General features: G+C 68.8%; 17 protein-coding genes. 15 read left to right on the top strand and 2 right to left on the bottom strand.

Going from position 1 to position 23,150, the window contains the following annotated elements:
- The first annotated feature begins 394 nt into the window (after nucleotides 1-394).
- Nucleotides 395-1,792: an RICIN domain-containing protein gene (locus AB0K35_RS15380; RefSeq protein WP_363885782.1), complete on the top strand. Its 1,398-nt coding sequence runs from the start codon at nucleotides 395-397 to the stop codon at nucleotides 1,790-1,792.
- Nucleotides 1,793-1,864: 72 nt separating this feature from the next.
- Here AB0K35_RS15380 and AB0K35_RS15375 read toward each other — a convergent pair whose 3' ends face one another.
- The gene (locus AB0K35_RS15375; RefSeq protein WP_238666848.1) at nucleotides 1,865-2,635 is read right to left on the bottom strand and encodes a FadR/GntR family transcriptional regulator; all 771 of its coding nucleotides are present in this window, start codon (nucleotides 2,633-2,635) and stop codon (nucleotides 1,865-1,867) included.
- Nucleotides 2,636-2,782: 147 nt separating this feature from the next.
- On the opposite strand from AB0K35_RS15375, the gene AB0K35_RS15370 reads away from it, so the two are divergent.
- The 8 genes from AB0K35_RS15370 to AB0K35_RS15335 all read left to right on the top strand — a co-directional run bounded on the left by AB0K35_RS15370 (nucleotide 2,783) and on the right by AB0K35_RS15335 (nucleotide 10,836).
- The gene (locus AB0K35_RS15370) at nucleotides 2,783-4,045 is read left to right on the top strand and encodes an extracellular solute-binding protein (RefSeq protein WP_363885780.1); all 1,263 of its coding nucleotides are present in this window, start codon (nucleotides 2,783-2,785) and stop codon (nucleotides 4,043-4,045) included.
- Between the two features lie 4 nt (nucleotides 4,046-4,049).
- A complete protein-coding gene (locus AB0K35_RS15365; protein WP_363885778.1) occupies nucleotides 4,050-5,030 on the top strand; it encodes a sugar ABC transporter permease in 981 nt (326 codons plus the stop codon).
- Nucleotides 5,030-5,857, top strand: a complete 828-nt coding sequence (locus tag AB0K35_RS15360) for a carbohydrate ABC transporter permease (RefSeq protein ID WP_238666851.1) — start codon at nucleotides 5,030-5,032, stop codon at nucleotides 5,855-5,857. The genes AB0K35_RS15365 and AB0K35_RS15360 overlap by 1 nt, the downstream gene beginning before the upstream one ends.
- Before the next feature lies 1 nt (nucleotide 5,858).
- Nucleotides 5,859-7,082 carry a mandelate racemase/muconate lactonizing enzyme family protein gene (locus AB0K35_RS15355; RefSeq protein WP_238666852.1) on the top strand — a complete coding sequence of 408 codons (1,224 nt, stop codon included), beginning with the start codon at nucleotides 5,859-5,861 and terminating at the stop codon, nucleotides 7,080-7,082.
- A gap of 106 nt (nucleotides 7,083-7,188) precedes the next feature.
- Nucleotides 7,189-8,214: an alcohol dehydrogenase catalytic domain-containing protein gene (locus AB0K35_RS15350; RefSeq protein ID WP_363885775.1), complete on the top strand. Its 1,026-nt coding sequence runs from the start codon at nucleotides 7,189-7,191 to the stop codon at nucleotides 8,212-8,214.
- On the top strand, nucleotides 8,211-8,972 hold the full coding sequence (gene kduD / locus AB0K35_RS15345) for a 2-dehydro-3-deoxy-D-gluconate 5-dehydrogenase KduD (protein ID WP_357366962.1): 762 nt from the start codon (nucleotides 8,211-8,213) through the stop codon (nucleotides 8,970-8,972). Before AB0K35_RS15350 ends, kduD begins: the two co-directional genes overlap by 4 nt.
- Nucleotides 8,969-9,847 carry an amidohydrolase family protein gene (locus tag AB0K35_RS15340; protein WP_363885773.1) on the top strand — a complete coding sequence of 293 codons (879 nt, stop codon included), beginning with the start codon at nucleotides 8,969-8,971 and terminating at the stop codon, nucleotides 9,845-9,847. Before kduD ends, AB0K35_RS15340 begins: the two co-directional genes overlap by 4 nt.
- Nucleotides 9,844-10,836, top strand: a complete 993-nt coding sequence (locus tag AB0K35_RS15335) for an aldo/keto reductase (RefSeq protein WP_238666856.1) — start codon at nucleotides 9,844-9,846, stop codon at nucleotides 10,834-10,836. The genes AB0K35_RS15340 and AB0K35_RS15335 overlap by 4 nt, the downstream gene beginning before the upstream one ends.
- A gap of 88 nt (nucleotides 10,837-10,924) precedes the next feature.
- Here AB0K35_RS15335 and AB0K35_RS15330 read toward each other — a convergent pair whose 3' ends face one another.
- Nucleotides 10,925-14,473: a ThuA domain-containing protein gene (locus AB0K35_RS15330; protein WP_363885771.1), complete on the bottom strand. Its 3,549-nt coding sequence runs from the start codon at nucleotides 14,471-14,473 to the stop codon at nucleotides 10,925-10,927.
- A gap of 508 nt (nucleotides 14,474-14,981) precedes the next feature.
- Between AB0K35_RS15330 and AB0K35_RS15325 the strand changes: the two genes are divergently transcribed.
- The 6 genes from AB0K35_RS15325 (at nucleotide 14,982) to AB0K35_RS15300 (ending at nucleotide 23,111) form a co-directional block, all read left to right on the top strand.
- Entirely contained in the window at nucleotides 14,982-16,508 is a 1,527-nt protein-coding gene (locus AB0K35_RS15325; RefSeq protein WP_238666858.1) for a sugar ABC transporter ATP-binding protein, read from the top strand.
- Nucleotides 16,509-16,622: 114 nt separating this feature from the next.
- Nucleotides 16,623-17,594, top strand: coding sequence for an ABC transporter permease (locus tag AB0K35_RS15320; protein ID WP_238666859.1), 972 nt, complete (start codon nucleotides 16,623-16,625; stop codon nucleotides 17,592-17,594).
- A 2-nt stretch (nucleotides 17,595-17,596) separates the two neighbouring features.
- Nucleotides 17,597-18,580 carry an ABC transporter permease gene (locus AB0K35_RS15315; protein ID WP_238666860.1) on the top strand — a complete coding sequence of 328 codons (984 nt, stop codon included), beginning with the start codon at nucleotides 17,597-17,599 and terminating at the stop codon, nucleotides 18,578-18,580.
- A gap of 13 nt (nucleotides 18,581-18,593) precedes the next feature.
- Nucleotides 18,594-19,778, top strand: coding sequence for a substrate-binding domain-containing protein (locus tag AB0K35_RS15310; protein WP_238666861.1), 1,185 nt, complete (start codon nucleotides 18,594-18,596; stop codon nucleotides 19,776-19,778).
- A gap of 7 nt (nucleotides 19,779-19,785) precedes the next feature.
- Complete coding sequence (locus AB0K35_RS15305; RefSeq protein WP_238666862.1) at nucleotides 19,786-20,637, top strand: sugar phosphate isomerase/epimerase family protein; 852 nt, start codon at nucleotides 19,786-19,788, stop codon at nucleotides 20,635-20,637.
- 80 nt (nucleotides 20,638-20,717) lie between these two features.
- Nucleotides 20,718-23,111: an RICIN domain-containing protein gene (locus tag AB0K35_RS15300; protein ID WP_238666863.1), complete on the top strand. Its 2,394-nt coding sequence runs from the start codon at nucleotides 20,718-20,720 to the stop codon at nucleotides 23,109-23,111.
- The last annotated feature ends 39 nt before the right edge of the window (nucleotides 23,112-23,150 follow it).

The following is a 23,150-nucleotide window of genomic DNA, read 5'->3' as shown; positions in this document are numbered from 1 at the left end:
ACCCCAAACAAAACCCGCGGCCACCCGCCCCCCCGTGAACCCGGGCCGGGCCCCCCCCCCCGGGGGGGGGGCCGCCGTGACCGCCAGGTTGCCCCTCGACGCGATCGCGCGGATCGATACCAATCGTTTGACGTATGACGTCTTACCCGCTAATTTTCACCCCGCGGACCACCCGGTCACCGGGAGCCAGGACGTCGCATCGCCTGGGATCGGCGCGGCCTGCCACGAAGCCCGGATCGTGGCGTCGCCATCGCCATCGACGTACGCCGTTGACGGCGGGTTGCCCGCACAACACCCCCAGACGTGCTGACGCCACCACCACGACGCCGGCACGCACGCCAGGGCACGCGCGGGCGCTCTCGCTCGTGGGTGACCCCGATCGAAGGAGTGGACCATGAAAGCCCTCGGTGAGGCTCGTCCCGCCTCTCGACAAAGATCTCGCAGGCGGTCAGGGTTGGCTGCGGCGGCGGCCGCGGTCATGGCAGCCGGCACACTCGTCGCGGTCAACGCGGCACCCGCGGCGGCAGCAACCGTCGACACCAACGCCTCCTACGTGTTGGTGAATCGCAACAGTGGCAAGGCGTTGGACCTGTACGCGTCGGCTACCAACGACGGGGCGCGGATCAGTCAGTGGACGCGTAACAACGGCGCGAACCAGCAGTGGCAGTTCGTGGACTCCGGGGGTGGCTACTACCGGATCAAGTCGCGCCACTCGGGCAAGGTGCTCGACGTCAGCGGCTTCTCCACCGCTGACGGTGGTGCGATAGTGCAGTGGGCCGATCTCAACGGAACGAACCAGCAGTTCCGGCTGGCGGACTCCGACGGTGGTTACGTTCGGCTGATCAACCGCAACAGCAACAAGGCCGTCGAGGTGCAGGGCGCGTCCACCGCCGACGGTGGCAACGTCGTGCAGTACGCCGACTGGAACGGCACCAACCAGCAGTGGCAGCTCGTCCGCGTCGACGGCGGGACCGACCCCACGACGCCACCCCCGTCGGGTGGCAGCGGGTGCGGCAAGGCGCCGGCGCTGGCCAGCGGCACGCACACGATCCAGAGCAACGGCAAGAGCCGGACCTTCATCCTGCGGGTGCCCGCCAACTACAACAACAGCAACCCCTACCGGCTGATCTTCGCCTTCCACTGGCGGGGCGGCACCATGCAGGAGATCTCCTCCGGCGGCACCAGCGGGACCGCGTGGTCCTACTACGGGCAGCAGGAGCAGTCGAACAACAGCGCGATCCTGGTGGCGCCCCAGGGATTCGGCAACGGCTGGGGCAACTCCGGCGGTGAGGACATCACCTTCGTCGATGACATGATCAGCCGGATCGAGAGCAGCCTCTGCGTCAACCCGAGGCAGCGGTTCGCGCTCGGCTTCAGCTGGGGTGGCGGCATGAGCTACGCCGTCGCCTGTGCGCGAGCCAACGTCTTCCGGGCCGTCGCTGTCATCTCCGGCGCGCAGATCAGCGGGTGCAGCGGCGGTACGCAGCCGATCGCGTACTTCGGGCTGCACGGCATCACGGACAACGTCCTGAACATCTCCCAGGGCAGGGCGCTGCGGGACACCTTCGTCCGCAACAACGGTTGCACCGCGCAGAGCCCGCGCGAGCCGGCCGGCGGCAGTCGCACCCACATCACGACCACCTACTCGGGTTGCCGGGCTGGTTACCCAGTGCAGTGGGCCGCGTACGACAACGGCCACATGCCCGGCCCGGTGGACGGCACCTACGCCGAGAGCGGCATCACCACCTGGACCAAGGGTGAGATCTGGAGGTTCTTCGCCCAGTTCTCGTGACCCTTGGCAACCACGGTTGGCGGCGCCTGTTCCCGTACCTCGGGGGCGGGCGCCGTCCGTTTCCCGAGACGGTCAGCGTTCGAGACGGACCGGGCTCCCCGAGCCACTGCGACGGACCAGCCAGGCCTCGGTGATGTGGGTGAACATCGCCTCGGCGGCGCCGTTGGGGTCGTGGGCCGCGATGCGTTCGTAGATGCGTCGGTGCCCCTGGTTGGACGCCACGCACAACGCCCGTTCGGTCCGGCCCATGTATCGCGCGGTGTTGATGACCTGGCTCTCCAGCGCGCGTACGACGCCGCGGGCGATGCGGTTCCCGGATGTCTGCATGATCGTGTCGTGGAAGGCCCGGTCATGGTCGTGGTAGGTGACGTGGTCGTCGACGAGTTCGTCCATCCGGTCCACCATGGCCCGCAGTCGGTCGACGGTCTCGCTGTCGGCGAGGCGGGCCGCGACGTTCGCCATGTCGGACTCCAGCACCCGCCGGGTGACGACCAGGTCGTCGAGGATGGCGAGGCTGTCGTCCACCGCGATGGTGGCCGCGAGGACCAGTTCGTCGAGCATGTCCCAGTGAGCCGGCGGGGTGACCATGGTGCCGGCGCCCTGACGGACCTGCACCAGGCCCTTCTCCTGAAGGATCTTCACTGCTTCCCGGACGACGGTCCGGCTCACGCCGAAGGTCTCGCAGAGGATCGGCTCGGGGGGTAGAGACGTCCCGGACGGGTGTACGCCGCGGACGATGCGCTCCACCAGTTCGGCGGTGACCGCCCTGGCGAGGTTGGTCGGCCGACGCACCCACGCCGGGGTCGCCGGGCTGTTCAGGGCTGTCTCCTGCGGTGGCGTCATGTCCCCCTCCGAATGGCTCGCCGTGGCACGACGTCTGGGTCAGTGTACGGCCGACTGTTGACGTCACACGTCATACGAGTTACCTTCCGGTCAACATTTGGCTCGCGGGACACCCGCCGGCCACCCCCCATATAGAGGTGACAATCGATGAGACAGCGCGCAATATGGTCGGCCGTCCTCGTTGTGGGCCTGGCCCTGGCCGGTTGTGGAAGTGCTAGCGATTCGGGCAAGTCAACCAGCTCGGACGGCAAGTTGGTCGTGTGGGACTGGAAGTCCGGCGAGCCGTTCGCCAAATCCTATCTGGACAAGGCCAAGGCTGACTTCAAGAAGAAGCACCCTGACGTCGAGGTTGAGTTCGTCGCACAGCCCTTCGACCAGTACTACACGCTGCTCGGTGCGGCGATCCAGTCCGGCAAGGGCCCGGACGTCATGATGTTCAACGGCGGCGGACAGATCCGCGACCGGGTGGACGCGCTGGTGCCGATCACCGAGTACGTGGCCGAGGACAAGCAGCGGCTGGCCGGCTGGGAGGCGTTCAGCAAGGACGGCAAGATCTACGCCACTCCGGTGACGCTGCAGGGCTACCCGATCTACTACAACAAGACGATCTACCAGAAGGCGAACCTCGACCCGGCGAGCCCGGCCACCACGTGGGACAAGTTCGTCGCCGACTGCGACGCCATCACCAAGGCCGGCTCCAAGTGCTTCGCCCTCGGCAACAAGGAAGGTGTCGGCATCCAGTTCTGGATGTCGAGCATGGGCTCGACCACCCTCACCGCCGCCGAGTACGACGCCTGGATCGCCGGCAAGCGCGACTGGAACTCGCCGAACGTCAAGCGGCTCTTCCAGCTCTGGAAGGAGACCGGCGACAAGAAGATGAACAGCGACGGGGCCAACTCGACCGCCATGTTCAACGACTCCTTCGCGTACTTCCAGTCCGGTAAGGCCGCCCACGTCATGGGTCTGATGTCGGACGTCGGGCACTGGCAGGACTTCAACGAGTTCCTGACCCCGGAGAAGCTCGGCGTCATGAAGGCCCCCGTCGTCACCGCCGGCACCACGCCGAGCCTCCCGTACGACGGTGGCATCGGGTACGCGGTCGCCAAGTGGACGAAGGACCCGAAGATGGCCGCCGACCTGGCGCGCTCCCTGAGCTCGGCCGACGCGTTGAAGTCCTTCTACGCCGACGCCGGCGCGATCGCCGCCGACACCACCATCGACGTGTCGCAGGCCGGGCCGGCCGTCGCCACGATCGTGGGCGAGCTGAAGAGCGGCAAGCCCGCTCTGCACGTGGCGCTCTCCTCGAAGACGATCGACCTGATGGGGCGCCTCTCCCAGCAGCTGCTCAGCGGTTCGATCACCGTCGACGAGGTGGTGAAGCAGTTGGCCGCTTCCGACCAGGCGGGCTGACCTCGTGCCGATCGGAAACACGCAACCGTCGGTCCGTCCGGCTTCGGCCGGACGGACCGGCGGGGCGGCGGTCTCCCCCGCCGCGCATCGGAGTGGCGCACGACCCCGTCGCACCCGTGGCGGCCTTCGCGCCGAGCGCTACGCCCCCTACATCCTGGTCCTCCCGGCCGTCCTGATCATCGTGCTGCTGCGGCTCTACCCGCTGCTGCTGGGCGTCAACTTCTCCTTCACCGGTGACGGCGCGCAGAACGGGACCTCGGTCGGATTCGGCAACTACCGCGAGCTGTTCGGAGATCCGCTGTTCCGGACCGCGCTGAGCAACGTCGGGCTGCTGGTGCTGTTGCTGCCGGTGGCGGTGGCGATTCCCGGTCTGCTCGCGACGTTCATCTACCTTCGGGTGCCCGGCCACCGCTTCTACCGCAGCGTCTACTTCTTTCCCGCCGTGCTCTCGCCGGTCATCGTCGGGGCGATCTTCAACCTGTTGCTCGCCTTCGACGGCCCGCTCAACGCCGTGCTCGGGTCGTTCGGTGTCGGTCCGGTGGACTGGCTCGGGGACCCGGACATCGCGATGTTCATGGTGGTGGGAGTGCACATCTGGGCCACCTTCGGGATGGCGCTGGTGGTGTTCCTCGCCGGCTTCGCCACGCTGGACGCCGCGCTCCTGGACGCGGCCCGGGTGGACGGGGCGTCGCTGCGCCAGGTCGTCTGGCACGTGATCATCCCGAGCCTCGCCCGGACCATCCAGTTCGTCTTCGTGACCACGATGATCGGGATGCTGACCTCGATGTTCGGGCTGCTCTTCGTGATGACCAGCGGTGGGCCGGAGGGCTCGACGTACCTGCCGGAGTACTACATCTGGATCCAGCAGGGTCAGATGAACCGTCCGGCTCTCGCGTCGGCGGCCTCGACGATCCTCTTCATGATCATGCTCGTCGTGGGGCTGTTGCAGATCAAGTTGCTCGAACGATCCGGAAAGGAGGATTGATGTCTCGCCTCCGCCTGGGACGGTGGCTGATCGCCATCCCCATGTCGCTGCTCGCCCTGGCGACGATCTACCCCCTGCTGTTCACCGCCAACGTCGCGATGAAGACGCGGCGTGACTACATCCTCGACCGGTTCGGCCTGACCGACACGCTGCGCTGGGAGAACATCAGCACGGCGTGGACCAGCGTCGGCATGGGCCGCTACTTCGTCAACTCGCTGTTCGTGGTGACGGTGTCGGTGCTCCTGCTCCTGCTGTTCGGCTCGATGGCCGGCTTCGCCCTGAGTCAACTGCGGTTCCGCGGCTCGTCGGCGTTGTTCCTGGGTTGCCTGGCGGGGCTCTTCATCCCGTTCCAGGTGATCATGGTGCCGCTCGCGCGGATCATGGCCGACACCGCGCTCATCGACACGTACCCGGGCCTGATCCTGGTCTATGTGGCCCAGTTCCTGCCCTTCACCGTCTTTCTCATGACGAGCTACTACAAGGGCATTCCGCCGGAGATCGTCGACGCCGCGCGGATCGACGGCAGCACGGTGTACGGCGTGTACCGCCGGATCATGCTGCCGCTGGGCACTCCGGCGCTGCTGTCGGTCGGCATCCTCAACGCCCTGTTCTGCTGGAACGACGTCCTCATGGCGCTGGTGATGATGCCCTCGGCCGATCACCGGACGCTCATGATCGGGGTGACCTCGCTGCGCGGGCAGTACTCCGACAACATCCCCACGTTCGCCTCCGGGGTGCTGATCGCCGCGATACCCGTCCTGTTGGTTTACCTGTTCCTCCAGCGCCAAATTGCCGACGGCGTAGCCGCCGGTTCCACGAAGGGTTAACATGCGGATCACGGGATATCGGACGCTCTCCACGGTCCAGGAATGGGGCCGACCGGTCGGCGACGCCAACGGTGTGTTCGCCGACGGGGTGGTCCCGGTCTCGATCGTCATCGTCGACACCGACGAGGGCATCTCGGGAGTGGGCCTCGGGCCGCACGTCGAGATCGAGCGGATCTTCCCAGCCATCGAGGGCGAAGACCCCCGTGCCGTGACGTCCCTGTACGACCGCATGTTGCGGCACACCTTCAAGGCCGGCCACGCCGGGCCGGTGTTCGGCACCATCGGCGCTCTGGACACCGCACTCTGGGACATCAAGGCGCAGGCCGCCGGCGAACCGCTGTGGCGGCTGCTGGGCGGACGGGACCGGCGGGTGACCGCCTACGCGTCCGGTCTGGACATCGGGCTCACCGACGACGAACTCGTCGCGGAGTACGAGGTCTACGCGAGCCACGGCCTGCGGGCCGCCAAGCTCAAGGGCGGCCTCGACATCGAGCGCGATCGGCACCGCCTGAGTCTGGTCAGGGAGGTCCTGACCGAGGCCGGGCACGGCCGGCGGCCGGGCCTGATGCTCGACGTCAACGAGGCGTGGACCCGCAAGCAGGCCGTCCGGCACGTCTGCGAGCTGGAACGCACCCTGGACCTCATCTGGATCGAGGAGCCGGTCCGACGCTGGGACGCCGAGGGTCTGGCCGCGGTCAGCCGAGGCGTGTCCGCGTCGGTCGCCACCGGTGAGAATCTGACCGGGCTCGAACAGTACCGTCCGCTGATCGCGGCGGGCGCGGTCGACATCGTCCAGATGGCGGCCGTCTGGGGGGTCACCCACTTCCTGCGGGCGTCTGCGCTGGCCCACGCCCACGACCTGCCGGTCAGCCCGATCGGCAACAGCCCGGTCGGGCTGCTGCACGCCGCGACCTCGGTGCCGAACCACCTGACCAGCGAGTTGCAGGACCTGCACACACCAGTTGGTGTCTCCATCGACCTGCACGTCGAGGATGGCGCCTTCATCCTCGGCGACGCACCCGGGCTTGGGGTCCGGGTGGACGAGGAGCGGATCCGGGCGGTCAACCGCCGCCCGCAGGCGCAGATGGCCGACAGCCCCAATGTTCGGCCGGAGCGGGCCGGACGTCGGCTGCTGGCCGGAGTCGACGGGGTGATCCCCACCCGCCAGGTGCCTGTCGTGGCGCTGAACTCCCGCAACGAGGTGTCGCCGACCGTACGGCACTGAGCTGACCATTGGAACAGGAAGGGCGTGGGTGCATCGCGACGGCGGTGCACCCACGACCATGCCCGGTCGGCACGACCGACGTACCGACCGTCGAGACGGAGGAACGATGAAGGCAGTCGTCTACCGGGGAGCGCGAGACCTCGGAATCGAGAACCGCGACCCGGAGCCACCGGGCCCCGGCCAGGTACGGATCGAGGTGGCGTACACCGGGATCTGCGGTACGGATCTGCACATCTACCACGGGGACATGGACGCCCGGGTCGGTGACTCCGCGATCATCGGGCACGAGATGTCCGGTCGGATCGCGGCCGTCGGCGAGGGCGTGACCGGCTGGGACGTCGGTCAGGCCGTCACCGTGATGCCGACCCGACCCTGCGGACGGTGCGCCGCCTGCCAGCGGGGCAACTCCCACGTCTGCCACGCCATGAACTTCCTCGGCATCGACTCACCGGGTGCCATGCAGTCCTCCTGGACCGTGCCGGTGGAGCTGGTTCTGCCGCTTCCGGAGGAACTGCCCCTCGACCACGCGGCGCTCGTCGAGCCGGTGGCGGTGGCCGTGCACGACGTACGCCGGGGGAACGTGAGCGCCGACGACCAGGTGGTGGTGGTCGGTGGTGGACCGGTCGGCGTCCTGATCGCCACCGTCGCGCGGGGCCGTGGCGCGCGGGTACTCCTCGTCGAGCCGGACCCGTTCCGACGCGAGGTTGCCGAGGGGATCGGGATCGAGGCCGTCGATCCGCGAGCGACCGACGTGGTGGCGCTGGTGAATGACCGTACCGATGGCGCGGGCGCCGACATCGCCTTCGAGGTGTCCGGCTCCCCGGCCGGCGTCACCACGGCGGTGGACGTCCTCACCACTCGCGGGCGGCTGGTCATGGTGGCGATCCACCCTCAGCCCCGCGAGGTCAACCTGCACCGGTTCTTCTGGCGTGAGCTGGAACTCCTGGGTGCCCGGCTGTATCAGCGCGACGACATGGTGGAGGCGATCCGGTTGGTCGCCTCGGGTGCGATCCCGGCACAGCAGCTGATCTCCCGGGTCGAGCCGGTCGAGGCGGCCAGCGCGGCCTTCGAGGCGCTGGAGGGTGGCGGCGTCATGAAGGTGCTGCTCGATGTGCGGGAGGGTAACAAGTGACGGCCCTGTTCGACCTGTCCGGTCAGACCGCTGTCGTGACCGGGGCCCGGCGTGGCATCGGCCTCGCCATGGCCGAGGCCCTGGCCCTGGCCGGCGCCGACATCGTGGGCGTCTCCGCTCAACTCGAAGCGGAGGGTAGCGAGGTCGAACGCCGGGTGCGCGCCACCGGCCGCCGGTTCACCGCGCTGCGGGCGGACCTCGGCGACCGGGCGGCAGTGCACCGGTTGGCCAGCGACATCACCGCCCTCGGGCCGGTCGACATCCTGGTGAACAACGGCGGCACGATCGCCCGGACCCCGGCCGCGGAGCACCCGGACGAGATGTGGGACCACGTGATCGAGGTGAACCTCAGCAGCCAGTTCATCCTCAGTCGGGAGATCGGCCGGACGATGGTCGAGCGCGGCCGAGGGAAGATCATCTTCACCGCGTCGCTGTTGAGTTTCCAGGGCGGCATCACCGTCCCCGGCTACGCCGCGTCGAAGTCGGGCGTGGCCGGCCTCACCAAGGCCTTGGCGAACGAGTGGGCGGCCCGCGGGGTGAACGTCAACGCCATCGCGCCCGGTTACATCGCCACCGACAACACCCAGGCGCTGCGTGACGACCCCGACCGCAACGAGGCGATCCTCGGCCGGATCCCGGCCGGGCGGTGGGGCCGGGCCGACGATCTCGGCGGCGCCACAGTGTTCCTGGCGTCGACAGCGTCGGACTACGTCAACGGCGTCGTGCTGCCCGTCGACGGCGGGTGGCTGGGCCGATGACTGGCGCACAGGAGCCCGGGCGCAGCGGGATCGTCGACGCGCACCACCACCTCTGGGTCCGCGCCCGGCACCCGCAGCCGTGGATCGACCCGGTGACCATGGCGGCCATCGACGCCGACTTCGAACCCGCCGATCTCGCGCCGCCGGCCCGGGCCGCCGGGGTCACCGCGACAGTGGTGGTGCAGTCCGTCGCCTCCGACGCGGAGACGGTCGACCTGCTGGGGGTGGCGGCCGAGGACACAGTGGTCCGTGGGGTCGTCGGCTGGGTGGACCTGACCGCCGAGGACGTTGCGGACCGCCTCGACGGCCTGCGGGCAGCCCGAGGCGGGGAACGCCTCGTCGGCATCCGCCACCTCGTGCAGTCCGAGACCGACCCGGCGTACCTCGACCGTCCCGACGTCCGTCGGGGGATCGCGGCGGTGGGCGCCGCCGGCCTCGTCTTCGACCTGCTGGTACGCCAACACCAGCTGCCCATGGCCGCGCGTCTCACGCGCGACCTGCCCGAGGTGAGCTTCGTCCTCGACCACCTGGGCAAGCCCGCGCTCGGCAGCCCGGAGATGGCCGAGTGGAGGCGGGACCTGCTGTCGTTGGCGGCCTCACCCAACACGACGGCGAAGCTCTCCGGGCTGGTGACGGAGGTGCCGCTCGCGCACTGGACGCCGGCTGACCTTCAACCCGCCGTCGAGGACGCCCTCGACGCGTTCGGGCCGGACCGACTGATGTTCGGCTCGGACTGGCCGGTCTGTCTGCTCGCCAGTTCGTACCAGCGGTGGGTCGACACCCTGGCGGAGCTGCTGGAGGGCCAGGACGGTCCCGGCCGGGCGTCGGTCTGGGGCGGGACGGCACGCCGCGTCTACGGGCTGGGGCCCTCATGATGGCGCGCGCACTGCCGCGCCGCCCGCAGCTACGGCTCACCGAGCTGGGCTTCGGCGCGGCCCAGGGGGGCAACCTGTACCGGACGACGACGGACGAGGAGTTCGCCTCGGCGGTCGACGCCGCGTGGGAGGCGGGCCTCCGGTACTTCGACACCGCGCCGCACTACGGTCTCGGGCTGTCCGAGCGCCGCCTCGGTGCCGCGCTGCGCCAACGGCCGCGCGACGAGTACGTGGTATCGACCAAGGTCGGGCGACTCCTGGTGCCGACGCCTCAGGACGCGCACCGGCGCGACTCCGACGGGTTCGACGTGCCAGCGACCCACCGGCGGGTGTGGGACTTCAGCCGCGACGGCGTGCTCCGCTCCATCGAGGCCAGCCTGGAGCGGACCGGGCTGGACCGGATCGACATCGTCTACCTGCACGACCCGGACGACCACTGGGAGCAGGCCGCGCACGAGGCCGTACCCGCCCTGATCGACCTGCGGGACCAGGGCGTCGTGGGTGCCATCGGCGCCGGCATGAACCAGTCGGCGATGCTGGCGCGGTTCGTCCGGGAGACCGACGTCGATGTGATGATGTGCGCCGGGCGGTACACCCTGCTCGAACAGGGCGCGGCCACAGACCTGCTGCCGGCCGCCGAGAACCGGGGGGTGGGCGTGGTCATCGCGGGCGTCTACAACTCGGGGCTGCTCTCGCGGGACCGGCCGCCGGCCGACGCCGTCTACAACTACCAGCAGGCCCCGGCGGCGCTGATCGAGCGGGCGCGGCGCATCGCCACGGTCTGCGAGACGTACGGGGTGACCCTGCCGCAGGCGGCCCTCGCCTTCGTCCGCCGGCACCCGGCCGTGGTGTCGACGGTGGTCGGCGTCCGCGACGAGGCACAGGCGGTCGAGACGGTGCGACGCTCCGGGATCGTCGTGCCGGAGGAGCTGTGGGACGACCTGGCGGCGGCCGGGCTGCTCGCCGCGCCGCCCGGTCAGCCTGCCTGATCGACGACGACGTCCCGGCCGGGACCGGCTCCGACTTCCGGACACCGGTCCCGACCGGGACGTCATCTGTTACCGCGACAGCCGCAGATCAGAGTGCGGTGAAGCGCCACTGCTGGTTGGCCGCGTTGCTGCAGGTCCACTGCAACACCCGGGCGCCGTCGGCCGTGGAAGCACCGTTGACGTCCAGGCAGAGCCCGCTCAGCACACTCTTCACCGTGTACACGCCGGAGGTTCCCGTCGCGGTGGCGGTGAACTTCTGCTGGTTGCCGTTGTTGCAGGTGGCCTGCTGGAGGAAGGCACCCGCCGTGGTCGAACTGCCGACCACCTCAACGCACTTGCCGCTGTGCACCGCCTTGAGGTAGAGCGCGCCGTTACCGGCGTCGACGGCCTGCCACCGCTGGTTGTTGCCGCCGGTCGACGCCCACTGGGTGATCTGGGCGCCGTCGGCGGTGGAGACCCCGCTGACGTCCATCAGCTTGTTGCTGTGCTGCGCGGTGACCGTGTAGGTCTTGCCCGCCAACCCGGTGCCGGTGCCGGTGCCGGGTGTCCCGACGCCGTTCCCGCCGAAGGTGTGCGAGTCCAGGTCGAACGAGTTGTTGGCGTTCTTGAACACCATGTAGAGCGTCTGTGCCCCACTGCTGGCGGCGACGCTCACCGGTGTCGTGGACTGGTAGTTGTCCCAGCCACCGGTACTGGGCACCGTGGTGGTGGCCAGCAGCGTCCCGGTCGGCGAGCCGGACCGCAGTTCGATCGAACCGCCGCCGGAGGGCGACGACACCCGGTAGCTCACTGTGGAGATACCGGACAGGTTCATCGGGCTGAACGCGATCCAGTCGTTCGAGGAGATGTCACCGATGCGCTTGGTGCTCTCCGCCGCGGCCTGGTCGATGACCCGGATGCCGGACTGGCTGCTGAAGTACTCGGACTGCTTGTGCTTCGGCTGCAGGATCGCTTGTGCGGTGCCGGTGAGCGGGGACCCGCCGCCCGAGCCGCCGTTGTCGGTGTACCGCGCGTTCAGCACGTAGAACAGGTTGGCGCCATCGGGGTGCCCGCCGAGCAGGTCGGTGGAGATGGTGCCCGAGCAGCCCGGATACTCGGTGGTCTCGTGCGCGTGGTCGTCGTGACCCAGCGCCGGGTTGAGGAACACCTTCGAGCAGTCGACCGTTCCGCCGTCCGGATCGGTCACGGTGATCTGGTACGACACCTTGTCACCGAAGGTCAGCATGCCGCCGTTGCCCGGTGTGGTGATGGTGACCACCGGGGCGCTGTTGCCGACGGTGATCGGCACGTTGGCGAAGCCGGTCTTGCCGGTGCTGTCGGTGACCTTCAACTGGGCGGTGTAGTTGCCGTTGGAGGTGTACACCTTCGACGGGTTGGCCGCCGTCGAGGTGGTGCCGTCGCCGAACGTCCACAGGTAGCTCAGCGTGTTGCCGTCCGGGTCGGACGTGCCAGCGCTGCTGAACTGGACCGTCAGCGGCGCGCTGCCGCTGGTGGGCGTGCCGGTGGCCTTGACGATCGGGGACCGGCCGCCCCGGATGTAGTCGATCCGGTAGAGCCCGGAGTCGCTGTTGCCGCCGCCGAAGTTGGTGCCCCACTCCAGCAGGTAGAGCGAACCGTCCTTGCCGAACTCCATGTCCATCGGCTTGTTGAAGCCAGTGCCGGACAGGAACGGGTTGGTGCGGGTGACCGCCGAGGAGGAGTCGAAGTGCACCTCCTTGATGTAGTTGCGCGCCCACTCGTAGAAGAAGTGCACCCCGTCGTAGTAGGGCGGGAACTTCGTCGCGGACGGGTTCGACGCGTCGTACCGGTAGACCGGGCCGCCCATCGGCGCCGAGCCGCCGGAGCCGAGCTCCGGGAAGGTCGTCGAGGCCGGGTAGCCGTACCAGATGTTCGGCATGACGACCGGCTTCAGGCTGGTCAGACCGGTGTTGTTCGGCGAGTTGTTGACCGGTGCCGAGCAGTTGAACTTCGCGCCGACCACGCCGGTGTCCGGGTTGTACGGCGCGTACGGCTGGTTGTTGCCGTGGCAGAACGGCCAGCCGTAGTTGCCGGGCGTCTTGATGACGTTGAGCTCGACCAGGCCCTCCGGACCCCGGTTGGTGGTGGGCGGGTTGCGGTCCGGCCCGTAGTCGGCCAGGTAGACCCAGCCGTTGGCCGGGTCGATCGAGAAGCGGAACGGGTTGCGGAAGCCCATCGCGTAGATTTCCGGCTTGGTCTGGGCCGTGCCCTGCGGGTAGAGGTTGCCGCTCGGGATGGTGTAGCTGCCGCTGGCCCCGGGCCGGATGCGCAGCAGCTTGCCGCGCAGGTCGTTCGTGTTACCCGCGCTGCGGGCGGCGTCCAGGTTGGACTTGCCCGAGCGCCAGTCCAGCGGGGCGTAGCCCTGCCAGTTGGGGTCGAGGTTCGGCGGCGTGTCGTCGCCGGTGCCGATGTAGAGGTTGCCGTCCGGACCGAACTTGATGTAGCCGCCGGTGTGGCCGGGCTCGGGGAACGTCCGGTCCCGGTACGCCGGGATGTCGATGATCGTCACACCGCTCGACGTGTTCAGCGTGTCACCGCTGACCGTGTAACGGGAGACCCGGTTGACGTCGGTGCTGCTGCTCGCCGGCGAGTGGTACAGGTAGATGTACCCGTTCGTGGCGAAGTTGGGGTCCAACGCCATGCCGGTGAGGCCGTCCTCGCCACCGGTGTAGACGCTGAGGGTGCCGGCGGTGACGGTGCTGTTGGTGGAGGGCTTGAAGATCTTCACCTGGCCGCCGCGCTGGACGTAGAAGACGCGGCCGTCCGGGGCCACGCCCATCGCCATCGGGTCGACGGTGTTGTCGTCGAGGGTGCGCTTCTCGAAGTTGCCCCACACGGTGCCGCCGCAGTCTCCGGCGGCGTTACCGGCCGCCCACTTGATGCCGCCGAGCACGTGGTTCTGGAAGTTCGCCTCGCTGTAGGAGGCGATAGCGTGGCCCATCGCCGTGGCCCACACCCGCCCGCCGCCGGTGTCGCGGCACCAGGAGATCGGGTGGTCGTTGCCCATCGCCCGGGATCCCGGGTTGTAGGTGCGCTCGTCGGCGGTCACCAGCACGTGCACCTTGCCGCGCGGGTTGGCGTCGAAGTTGTACCACTCCTCGCTGCGGGTCCACCGGTCCGGCAGGCTGGCCGTCGACGGGTGCTTCTTGTCGGCGACGATGGCGGTGCCCTGGAGCACGCCGGGGGAATGCTCGGGCATGTGGGCGCCGGCGTTGATGGTCTGGTCCCACCACGGGTACTCGGACTCGATGCCCATGTCGAGGGCGTTGTGGATGGCTACGATGCCCTTGCCGCTGGCGAGGTAACCCTCCACCGCCTGGCGCTGCGCCGCCGAGGTCCAGACCATGCCGGAGGTCTGGAGCATGACGATCACGTCGAAGGTCGCCAGGTTGGCGGCGGTGAAGACGCTCGAGTCCTCGGTCGCCACCATCTCGAAGTTGTTCGCGGAGGCCTGCTGCTGGAGCATGCTGATCCCAGCCGGGATCGAGTCGTGCCGGTAGCCGGTGGTCTTGCTGAACACCAGGGCCCGGAAGGCCGGGGCCGCCGAAGCGGGTGGAGCGAGTCCGAGCGCCAGCAACAGGCCGGCGATCACTGAGATGAGCAATGTGTTGCGACGCATGCCGTCTCCTAGGTTGGGCGGGCGTAGGGATTGCGACCACGGGGCCCTACCACGCGTCAGGTTGACCCTGGACACGTGCGGGGACACGGGCGCGCTGGTCTGTCCTCATGCCGTTCGCCGCAACGGCAGTCAGACCTGCGAGACGTCACACAGCGTGATGGTGGCTGTGGTTCTCGTCCCGTGGTCCATGAGGTCAGGATGAGCCAGAGATCGATGGCTGTCAATCAACAAAGTAACGTCCGACGTCCTGCCCGGTGAACGACGTCCGTGCTCGGCTCCCTTGCTGCGGCGCCGCCTGTCGATCCCGGCCCGACCTGGCAGTCGGACTTGATCGAGGATTGCGGACCCGCATCCAAACATCTATCTTCATACGTGTGATGTTTCGTCGGTGTCAAGGGAATGTTTGCACCGCAAGAACGTAAGTCGTGGTTGTTGCCACGAAAGCTTGATGTTCAGCGCCTTGAAGCCGCCGTAGTGTGGCATCCAAATATATCTATCATTACTGTCTGTGAGGGCCTTCGGGATGTCAGATCCGCCGCCGACGCCGCTTCTCACCCTTCGGGGCATCGGCAAGTCCTTCCTCGGAGTCCGCGTTCTCGATGGTGTCGACCTCGATGTCGCGCCGGGCGAGGTGCACGCCGTCGTCGGTGAGAACGGTGCCGGGAAGTCGACCCTCATGAAGATCGTCTCGGGCGGGCACGCCCCGGACGGCGGCACTGTCGAGTTCGCCGGTGCGACGCGTACGTTCCGTGGTCCACGCGACGCGCAGCGGGCCGGCATCGGCATCATCCACCAGGAGTTCAACCTTCTCCCGGAGCGCACCGTCGCGGAGAACGTCTACCTGGGGCACGAGCCGGTCCGACGCGGGCTCGTCGATCGTCGCGGAATGCTCGACCGCACCACGCGGCTGCTGGCCTCGATCGGTGAGACCACGTTGCCGGCCGACGCCCGGGTGGGGCAGTTGGGCGTCGCACAGCAGCAGGTCGTCGAGATCGCCAAGGCCCTCGCCCTGGACGCGCGGCTGCTCATCATGGACGAACCGACCGCCGCGCTCGCCGACCACGAGGTCGAGTTGCTCTACGGGCTGGTGCGCCGACTCCAGGAGCGGGGCATCGGTTTGCTGTACGTCTCGCACCGGCTCGCCGAGGTCTTCGACCTGTCCGGTCGGATCACAGTGCTCAAGGACGGCCGCCGGGTCACCACTGTGGACACCGCGAGCACCACCGCAGACGAGTTGGTGCGGCACATGGTCGGCCGGGAACTGTCCAGCTACTACCCGGACCGGGCCGCTCCCGAGGACCGGGGCCCGGTGCGGCTCAACCTCCGCGACGCTGGCAACCGGAAGCTGCGCGACGTCAACCTCCAGTTGCGCGCCGGTGAGGTGCTCGGCATCGGCGGCCTCCAGGGCTCCGGACGCTCGGCGCTGGCCCGCGCGATCTTCGGGGTGTCGCCGTTCACGACCGGCGACGTCACGCTCGACGACCGGCCGGTCCGACTGCGCTCACCCCGCACCGCCATGCGGGCCGGCATCGCCTACGTCACCGAGGACCGCAAGGGCGAGGGGATCGTCCCCCGGCAGTCGGTACTGGACAACGCGCTGCTCGCCAGCCGGGCCGTCTTCGCCGCCCGGTCGGGCAGGGCCGCGAGGACCGCCCGCGTACGCGAGTTGCTGGCCGCCGTGGAGATCCGCGGCGCCGGCGACGACCAGGAGATCCGCTTTCTGTCCGGCGGCAACCAGCAGAAGGTCGTGCTGGCCCGATGGCTCGCGCTCAACCCGCGGATCCTGCTCTTCGACGAGCCGACCCGGGGCATCGACGTGGGCGCGAAGTCAGCCATTCACGACCTCGTCCGCCGCCTCGCCCGTGACGGCGCGGCCGTGCTGATGATCTCGTCCGATCTACCGGAGCTGCTGGGGATGAGTGACCGGATCGTCGTCATGCGGGACGGCCACGTCGCGGGCGAGCTGCCCGCCGGCGCGACCGAGGAGGAGGTCGTCGCGTTGGCGGTCGGCACCGTACGGGAGAAGGCCCAGTGAGCGCGAGGAGTGAGCCGGGTTTGCGAGCCCCGCAGTCGCGAACCGAGGTGGCCCAGTGAGCGCGAGGAGTGAGTCGGGTTTGCGAGCCCCGCAGTCGCGAACCGAGGTGGCCCAGTGAGCGCTCTGTCGCTGTTGCCGGCCCGGCGTTCGGTACCGGGCGTGTTCGTGGCCCTGACCCTGACCCTGGCGATCGGCTGGCTGGTCGTCCTGCTCGACGGTGGTCAGCTCTTCAACCAGTCGACGACTGTGAGCCTGCTGCACGTCGCCGCCGGCCTCGGGTTGGTCGCGGTGGGGCAGACCCTGGTCATCCTGGGGGGCTCGCTCGACCTCTCGGTGGCGTACGTGATCAGCCTCAGCACCCTCGTCGCGGCCGAGACGATGAACGGCAGCGACGGCGCGGTGCTGCCGGCGATCGGCCTGGTGCTCGTCGTCAGCGCCGGTGTCGGGCTGCTCAACGGGCTCCTCGTGACCAGGTTCCGGGTCAACGCGTTCATCGCGACTCTCGGCGTCGGGCTGCTGCTCAAGGGCTACCTCGACAACGGCTACGACGGCCCGGCCGGCACCACGGCACCCTCGCTGGTGCAGGCGCTCGGTTACCAGCGCGTCGGGCCGGTGCCGGTGTCGTTCCTGCTGCTGATAGCTGTCACCGCGGCGGCCTGGTTCGCGCTCTCGCGGACCCGCTTCGGTCACCACCTGGTCGCCGTCGGCGGGGATCCGGAGGTGGCCCGGCTCTCCGGCGTCCGCAACGACCGGGTCCTCGTCACCGCCCACGTGCTGTGCTCGATGTGCGCGGGGCTCGCCGGCATCTACCTCGCCAGTCGGCTCGGCTCGGGCGCCCCGCGCGTCGGCACCGAGGGCCTCTACGACCTGGAGTCGATCGCCGCTGTGGTGATCGGCGGTACCGCCCTCGCCGGTGGGCGTGGCGGTGTCATCGGCACTGTCGGTGGCGTGGTGCTGCTGGCCAGCATCGACGCCATCTTCAACCAGCTTGAGGTCGACGCCTTCTTCAAGCAGGTGATCCGGGGCGTCATCATCATCGCCGCGGTCGCCGTCTACGCCCGCCGGGCCATGCGAAAGGCGGCCTAGCCATGCAGACCGTCCAGCCCCGTTCCCTGCCGCTGCGTCTGCCGCGGATGCGTCCCGGTGGTGTCCTGCCGATCCTCGCGATCCTCGCGGTGCTGTTGGTGCTCGTCGGCATCCGGCAGCCCGACTTCCTGGCCCCGCAGTCGCTGATGTCCTTCCTCGGTCGTTCGGCGCCGATCATCCTGCTCGCCGCCGGCCAGTACTTCGTGATCGTGTCCGGCGAGTTCGACCTCTCGGTCGGTTCCCTGGTCACCGCTCAGGTGGTGGTCGCCGCCCGGCTGATCGACAGCGACCCGTCGCGTACCTGGCCGGTGGTGCTGCTCCTGCTCGCCTTCGGGGCACTGGTCGGGTTGGTCAACGGTCTGATCACGACACGGCTGCGGGTGCCGTCGTTCATCACCACCCTCGGCATGTTCCTGATCCTCGTCGGCGCTGTCTACCTGTGGTCCGACGGCGCACCGAAGGGCGGGCTCTCCGAGGAGTTCCGACGGTTCGGCCGGCGGGCCTTCGAGGACGTGCCTTTGCTGGGCCGTGTGCCGTACGCGCTGCTGGTCCTGGTGGTCCTGGCGGTGGCGGCCGTGCTGCTGATGCGTTCCGACTTCGGCCGGACGCTGGTCGCCGTCGGCGACAACCCGCGCACCGCCGAGCTCAGCGGTGTACGCGTGTGGCGTACCCGGACCTTCGCCTTCATCCTCAGCGGGCTCGCGGCGGCGGTGGCGGCGATTCTGCTGGGCGGCTACAGCGGCGTGTCGTTCCAGGCCGGCGCGGGTCTGGAGTTCGGCGCGATCACCGCTGTCGTCCTCGGTGGGGTGGCCCTCGGCGGGGGTCGCGGCGCTGTCGTCGGGGCGATGCTCGGCGCGCTGACCCTCGAACTGCTGTTCGCCCTCATGAATTTCTACGGCGTCTCCGGCGCCCTCAGATCGACCGTCCAGGGCGGGATCATCCTGCTCGCGGTGGCGGTCTCGGCAACGCGTTCTTCTTCGAGATAAAGGGGAAACCATAGTGCGACGTTCCATGGCGGCGATTGCCGCTGTCACAGTGCTGTCCCTCGCCGCCTGTGCCACCGACGAGCCGGCCGCCGGCCCGTCGGGAAGTGCATCCGCCGCCACTGGCTCCGGCACCGGGGACCAGTCGAAGTTCTTCGTGCAGGCCGACTACGACGCCGAGTTGGCGCTGCTGGACGCGGCACCGACGGGCCCTGCCGACAAGCCGTGGGAGCAGGTGCTCAACCCCACGATGGTCGACACCGCCAAGTTCAAGAAGGCCGGTCCACACAAGATCTGCTTCTCGAACGCGGCGCTGAACAACCCCTGGCGGCAGGTCGGCTTCAAGACCATGCAGGCAGAGGTCGAGGCGCAGAAGAGCCGGATCAAGGAGTTCGTGCACGTCGACGCCGAGGGCAAGGACCAGAAGCAGATCGCGGACATCAACGATCTGCTCGGTAAGGGCTGCGACGCGCTCATCGTCTCGCCGAACACCACCGCCACCCTCACCCCGGCCGTCGAGGCAGCCTGCAAGGCCGGGCTGCCGGTCGTCGTCTTCGACCGTGGGGTCGACACGAAGTGCCCGGTGACGTTCATCAACCCCATCGGCGGTTACGGGTTCGGCCACGTCGGGGCCGAGTTCGTCAGTCAGAAGATGAAGCCCGGCGGCAAGGTCCTCGCCCTGCGGATCCTGCCCGGCGTCGACGTCCTGGAGACCCGCTGGTCGGCGGCGAAGGTGGCGTTCGACAAGGCGAAGGTCGACGTCGTCGGTGTCGAGTTCACCGATGGTGACCCGGCCAAGACCAAGAAGATCGTCGACGACTACATCCAGCGGTACGGCACCATCGACGGGGTCTGGATGGACGCCGGAGCGGTGGCCGTCGCCGCGGTCGAGGCGTTCCAGGACGCGGGCAAGCCGGTTCCTCCGATGAACGGCGAGGACCAGCTCGACTTCCTGAAGATCTGGAAGGACAAGAAGCTCACGGCGATCGCGCCGACCTACCCGACCTACCAGTGGCGTACGCCGATCATCGCGGCGCTGCGGATCCTCGACGGTCAGCAGGTTTCCAACCCGTGGAAGCTGCCGCAGCCGACCGTCACCCAGGACAACCTCGACCAGTACCTCGACGCGGGCATGCCGCCGCTGCACTACGCAATGTGCGGCTGCACCGACCTGCCCGGTTACCCGCAGCGCTGGAAGTAGGAGTCCGATGTACGCCATCGGCGTCAACCCCTGGGTCTGGGCCTCGCCGGTCGACGACGAGGCCCTGGCCGAGCTGATTCCGCGGATCGCCGCGTTCGGCTTCGACGCGGTCGAGTTGCCGATCGAGCAGCCCGGCGACTGGGACCCGATCCGTACCCGGGACCTGTTGGCGGCGCACGGCCTCGTCGCCGCCGGTGTCTGCGCGGTCACCCCGCCGGGGCGGGAACTGGTCGACGCCGCACCGGCGGTCGTCGAGTCGACGGTGGCGTACCTCAAGGGCTGCGTGGCGAGCGCGGCGGCCGTCGGCGCTGGTTGCGTCGGCGGCCCCGCGTACGCCTCGGTCGGCCGCACCTGGCGGATGTCGGCGGCGGCCCGCGCGGCCTGCTACGCGGATTTCCGGCGGGCCCTGGCGCCGGTAGCCGAGCAGGCCGGCGAGGTGGGCGTGAGCATCGGTGTCGAGGCGTTGAACCGCTACGAGACGAGCGTCGTCAACACCATCGAGCAGACGATCGAGTTGATCGACGGGCTACCGCCGAACGTCGGCATCATGATCGATACGTACCACATGAACATCGAGGAGGCGGACCCCTACGCGGCCCTCGCGGTCGCCGGCCCGCACATCAAGCACGTCCAGGTCAGCGGCACCAACCGGGGCGCTCCCGGCGCTGACCACTTCGACTGGCCCCGCTTCTTCGCCGTCCTGCGGGACACCGGCTACCAGGGCGCGATCTGCATCGAGTCGTTCACGGCGGAGAACGATGCCATCGCCACCGCCGCGGCGATCTGGCGTCCATTGGCCCCCTCGCAGGACCGTCTCGCCACGGACGGCCTGCGTTATCTCCGGGAGATCCTCGGATGACCGCCTCGACCGGCCACCCCCGCGCCGGTCGAGGCCGTTCCACCACCCCCACCCCGTTCTCACGTCAGGAGCACCGTCCCGTGTCCTCGTCCCTTTCGTCGCTGCGCCGACTGCTGGCCGGCGCCGCCGCGACAGCGGTGACCGCAGTGGTCGCGGTGACCGCCTCGGCCTCCCCGGCCCTCGCGGCCACCACCACCCTCTACGCGTCGCCCTCCGGCACCGGCACCACGTGTTCCGCCAGCCAACCGTGTTCGTTGGGCGCCGCCCAGACCGCGGTGCGGGCGATCAACAGCGCGATGTCCGGTGACATCGTCGTCGAGTTGGCGAACGGCGCCTACCGGCTCTCGTCGCCGCTGCGGTTCACCGCTGCCGACTCGGGCAACAACGGCTATCAGGTGATCTGGCGGGCGGCCTCCGGCGCACGTCCGACGATCACCGGCGCCCGGGCGGTCACCGGCTGGTCGCTCGTCGACTCCGGCAAGAACATCTGGCGGGCCAACGTTCCCGCCGGGCTCGACTCCCGTCAGCTCTACGTCAACGGGGTCGTCGCCACCCGGGCACGCACGGCCGTGAACCGTTCCGACTTCACCTTCACCACGTCCGGCATGCGGTTCACCAACAGCGCGCTCAACTACCTCAACAACCTCGGCAACCAGAACCGGGTCGAGGTGGAGAGCGTCGGCTCGTTCACCGACCGGTACTCGCCGGTGCAGAGCATCAGCGGCAACTTCCTGACGATGCAGCAGCCCGCCTGGAACAACAACACCTTCGGCTTCGACACGCTGTCGCGCCCGCACCGGGCGGGCCCGTTCTACCTGGCCAACGCGTACGAGTTCCTGGACTCGGCGGGGGAGTGGTATCTCAACCCGACCAACGGCCAGCTCAACTACATTCCGCTCAGCGGACAGAACATGAGCTCGGTCAGCGTGGAGCTGCCGCAGTTGCAGTCCCTGGTGAACGTCGGCGGCACCTACGACGCGCCCGCGCACCACATCTCGTTCAGCGGGATCACCTTCACCGGCACCAGCTGGCTCGGCCCGAGTAGCAGCAACGGCTTCGCCGACCAGCAGACCGGCGCGCACATCGTCGGTTCCTGGGCCCGCCCGTCGGACGCGCTGACCTCCTGCCAGGAGGGTTGCCCGCTGTTCGAGGCCACCCGCCCGAGCTGGGCGCAGATGCCGGCCGCGGTGCAGGTCTCCGCCGCCAACACCATCAGCTTCAGTGACTCCCAGTTCGTCAACCTCGGGCAGACGGCCATCGGCATCGGCAACGACGCCAACGCCCACGCCAGCGGCGTCGGGCTGGGGGCCAACAACATCACCGTCACCCGCTCGGAGATCGCCCGCAACTCCGCCGGTGGCGTCGTGGTCGGGGGCGTACGCGCCGACGCCCACCACCCCAGCGACCAGCGGATGGTCAACCGCAACGTGACCATCAGCAACAACAAGGTGCACGATCTCGGTCTGGAGTACCGGGGTGTCGTCTCGATCCTGACGACCTACGTGAGCACCTCGCTGGTCTCGCACAACGAGGTCTACAACATGCCGTACACCGGTCTGTCGGTCGGCTACGGCTGGGGCGCCAACGACGCCGGAGGCAGCCAGCACTACGCCAACCGTGGCCTGTACAACTACCAGCCGCGGTACACGACGGCGACCACCGCTGCCAACAACCAGGTCGTCGGCAACTACGTGCACGACGTCATGCAGCAGATGACAGACGGTGGGTGCATCTACACGCTGTCGGCGAACCCCGGTGGGTCCATCACCCAGAACTACTGCCTGCGGACCAACGGCTGGTTCGGGCTCTACTTCGACGAGGGCTCGCGTTACTACACCGCCCGCAACAACGTGTTCTCCTCCACCGGCACCTGGGCGACCGCCAACTACTACTACGCCGAGAACATGGGCAACTTCACCGTTACCAACAACTGGTCGACCAACGGCAGCACGAACGTGACGAACGGCGACCGCGGCAACGTGGTCAACAGCAACGTCACTGTCAGCAACGGCAGTTGGCCGTCGGGCGCGCAGACGGTGATCAACACGGCTGGCGTGCAGAGCGGCGGCAGCACCAACCCGACGAACGTGCAGATCGTGGGCGCCCAGTCGGGCCGCTGCGCCGAGATCGGCAACTCCAGCACGACCAACGGCACGCAGGCCCAGATCTGGGACTGCATCAGCAACGTCGCCAACCAGCGGTGGACCCACACCGCGAGCCGGCAGCTCATGGTCTACGGCACCAAGTGCCTGGACGCCTCCGGCCAGGGAACCACCAATGGCACCGCAGTGGTGATCTGGGACTGCAACGGCGGCACCAACCAGCAGTGGAACGTCAACGCCAACGGCACGATCACGGGAGTGCAGTCGGGTCTCTGCCTGGACGCCAACGGCGCCGCTACGGCGAACGGCACGAAGTTGATCCTCTGGGCCTGCAGCGGCGGCACCAACCAGCAGTGGCAGCTGCGCAGTTGATCCAGTAGCTGGACACCGACGGGTCCGGGCCGGGGGCGT

The organism is Micromonospora sp. NPDC053740, from assembly GCF_040677775.1.
GTDB classification, from domain to species: Bacteria; Actinomycetota; Actinomycetes; order Mycobacteriales; family Micromonosporaceae; genus Micromonospora; species Micromonospora alfalfae.
Note: the sequence above shows the minus strand (reverse complement) of the source record. Positions and strands in the feature narration are given on the sequence as shown.

Coding starts and splice junctions, on each gene's coding strand:
- AB0K35_RS15380 (WP_363885782.1), top strand. CDS start 395: ATGAAAGCCCTCGGTGAGGCTCGTCCCGCCTCTCGACAAAGATCTCGC.
- AB0K35_RS15375 (WP_238666848.1), bottom strand. CDS start 2,635: ATGACGCCACCGCAGGAGACAGCCCTGAACAGCCCGGCGACCCCGGCG.
- AB0K35_RS15370 (WP_363885780.1), top strand. CDS start 2,783: ATGAGACAGCGCGCAATATGGTCGGCCGTCCTCGTTGTGGGCCTGGCC.
- AB0K35_RS15360 (WP_238666851.1), top strand. CDS start 5,030: ATGTCTCGCCTCCGCCTGGGACGGTGGCTGATCGCCATCCCCATGTCG.
- AB0K35_RS15355 (WP_238666852.1), top strand. CDS start 5,859: ATGCGGATCACGGGATATCGGACGCTCTCCACGGTCCAGGAATGGGGC.
- AB0K35_RS15350 (WP_363885775.1), top strand. CDS start 7,189: ATGAAGGCAGTCGTCTACCGGGGAGCGCGAGACCTCGGAATCGAGAAC.
- AB0K35_RS15340 (WP_363885773.1), top strand. CDS start 8,969: ATGACTGGCGCACAGGAGCCCGGGCGCAGCGGGATCGTCGACGCGCAC.
- AB0K35_RS15335 (WP_238666856.1), top strand. CDS start 9,844: ATGATGGCGCGCGCACTGCCGCGCCGCCCGCAGCTACGGCTCACCGAG.
- AB0K35_RS15330 (WP_363885771.1), bottom strand. CDS start 14,473: ATGCGTCGCAACACATTGCTCATCTCAGTGATCGCCGGCCTGTTGCTG.
- AB0K35_RS15315 (WP_238666860.1), top strand. CDS start 17,597: ATGCAGACCGTCCAGCCCCGTTCCCTGCCGCTGCGTCTGCCGCGGATG.
- AB0K35_RS15305 (WP_238666862.1), top strand. CDS start 19,786: ATGTACGCCATCGGCGTCAACCCCTGGGTCTGGGCCTCGCCGGTCGAC.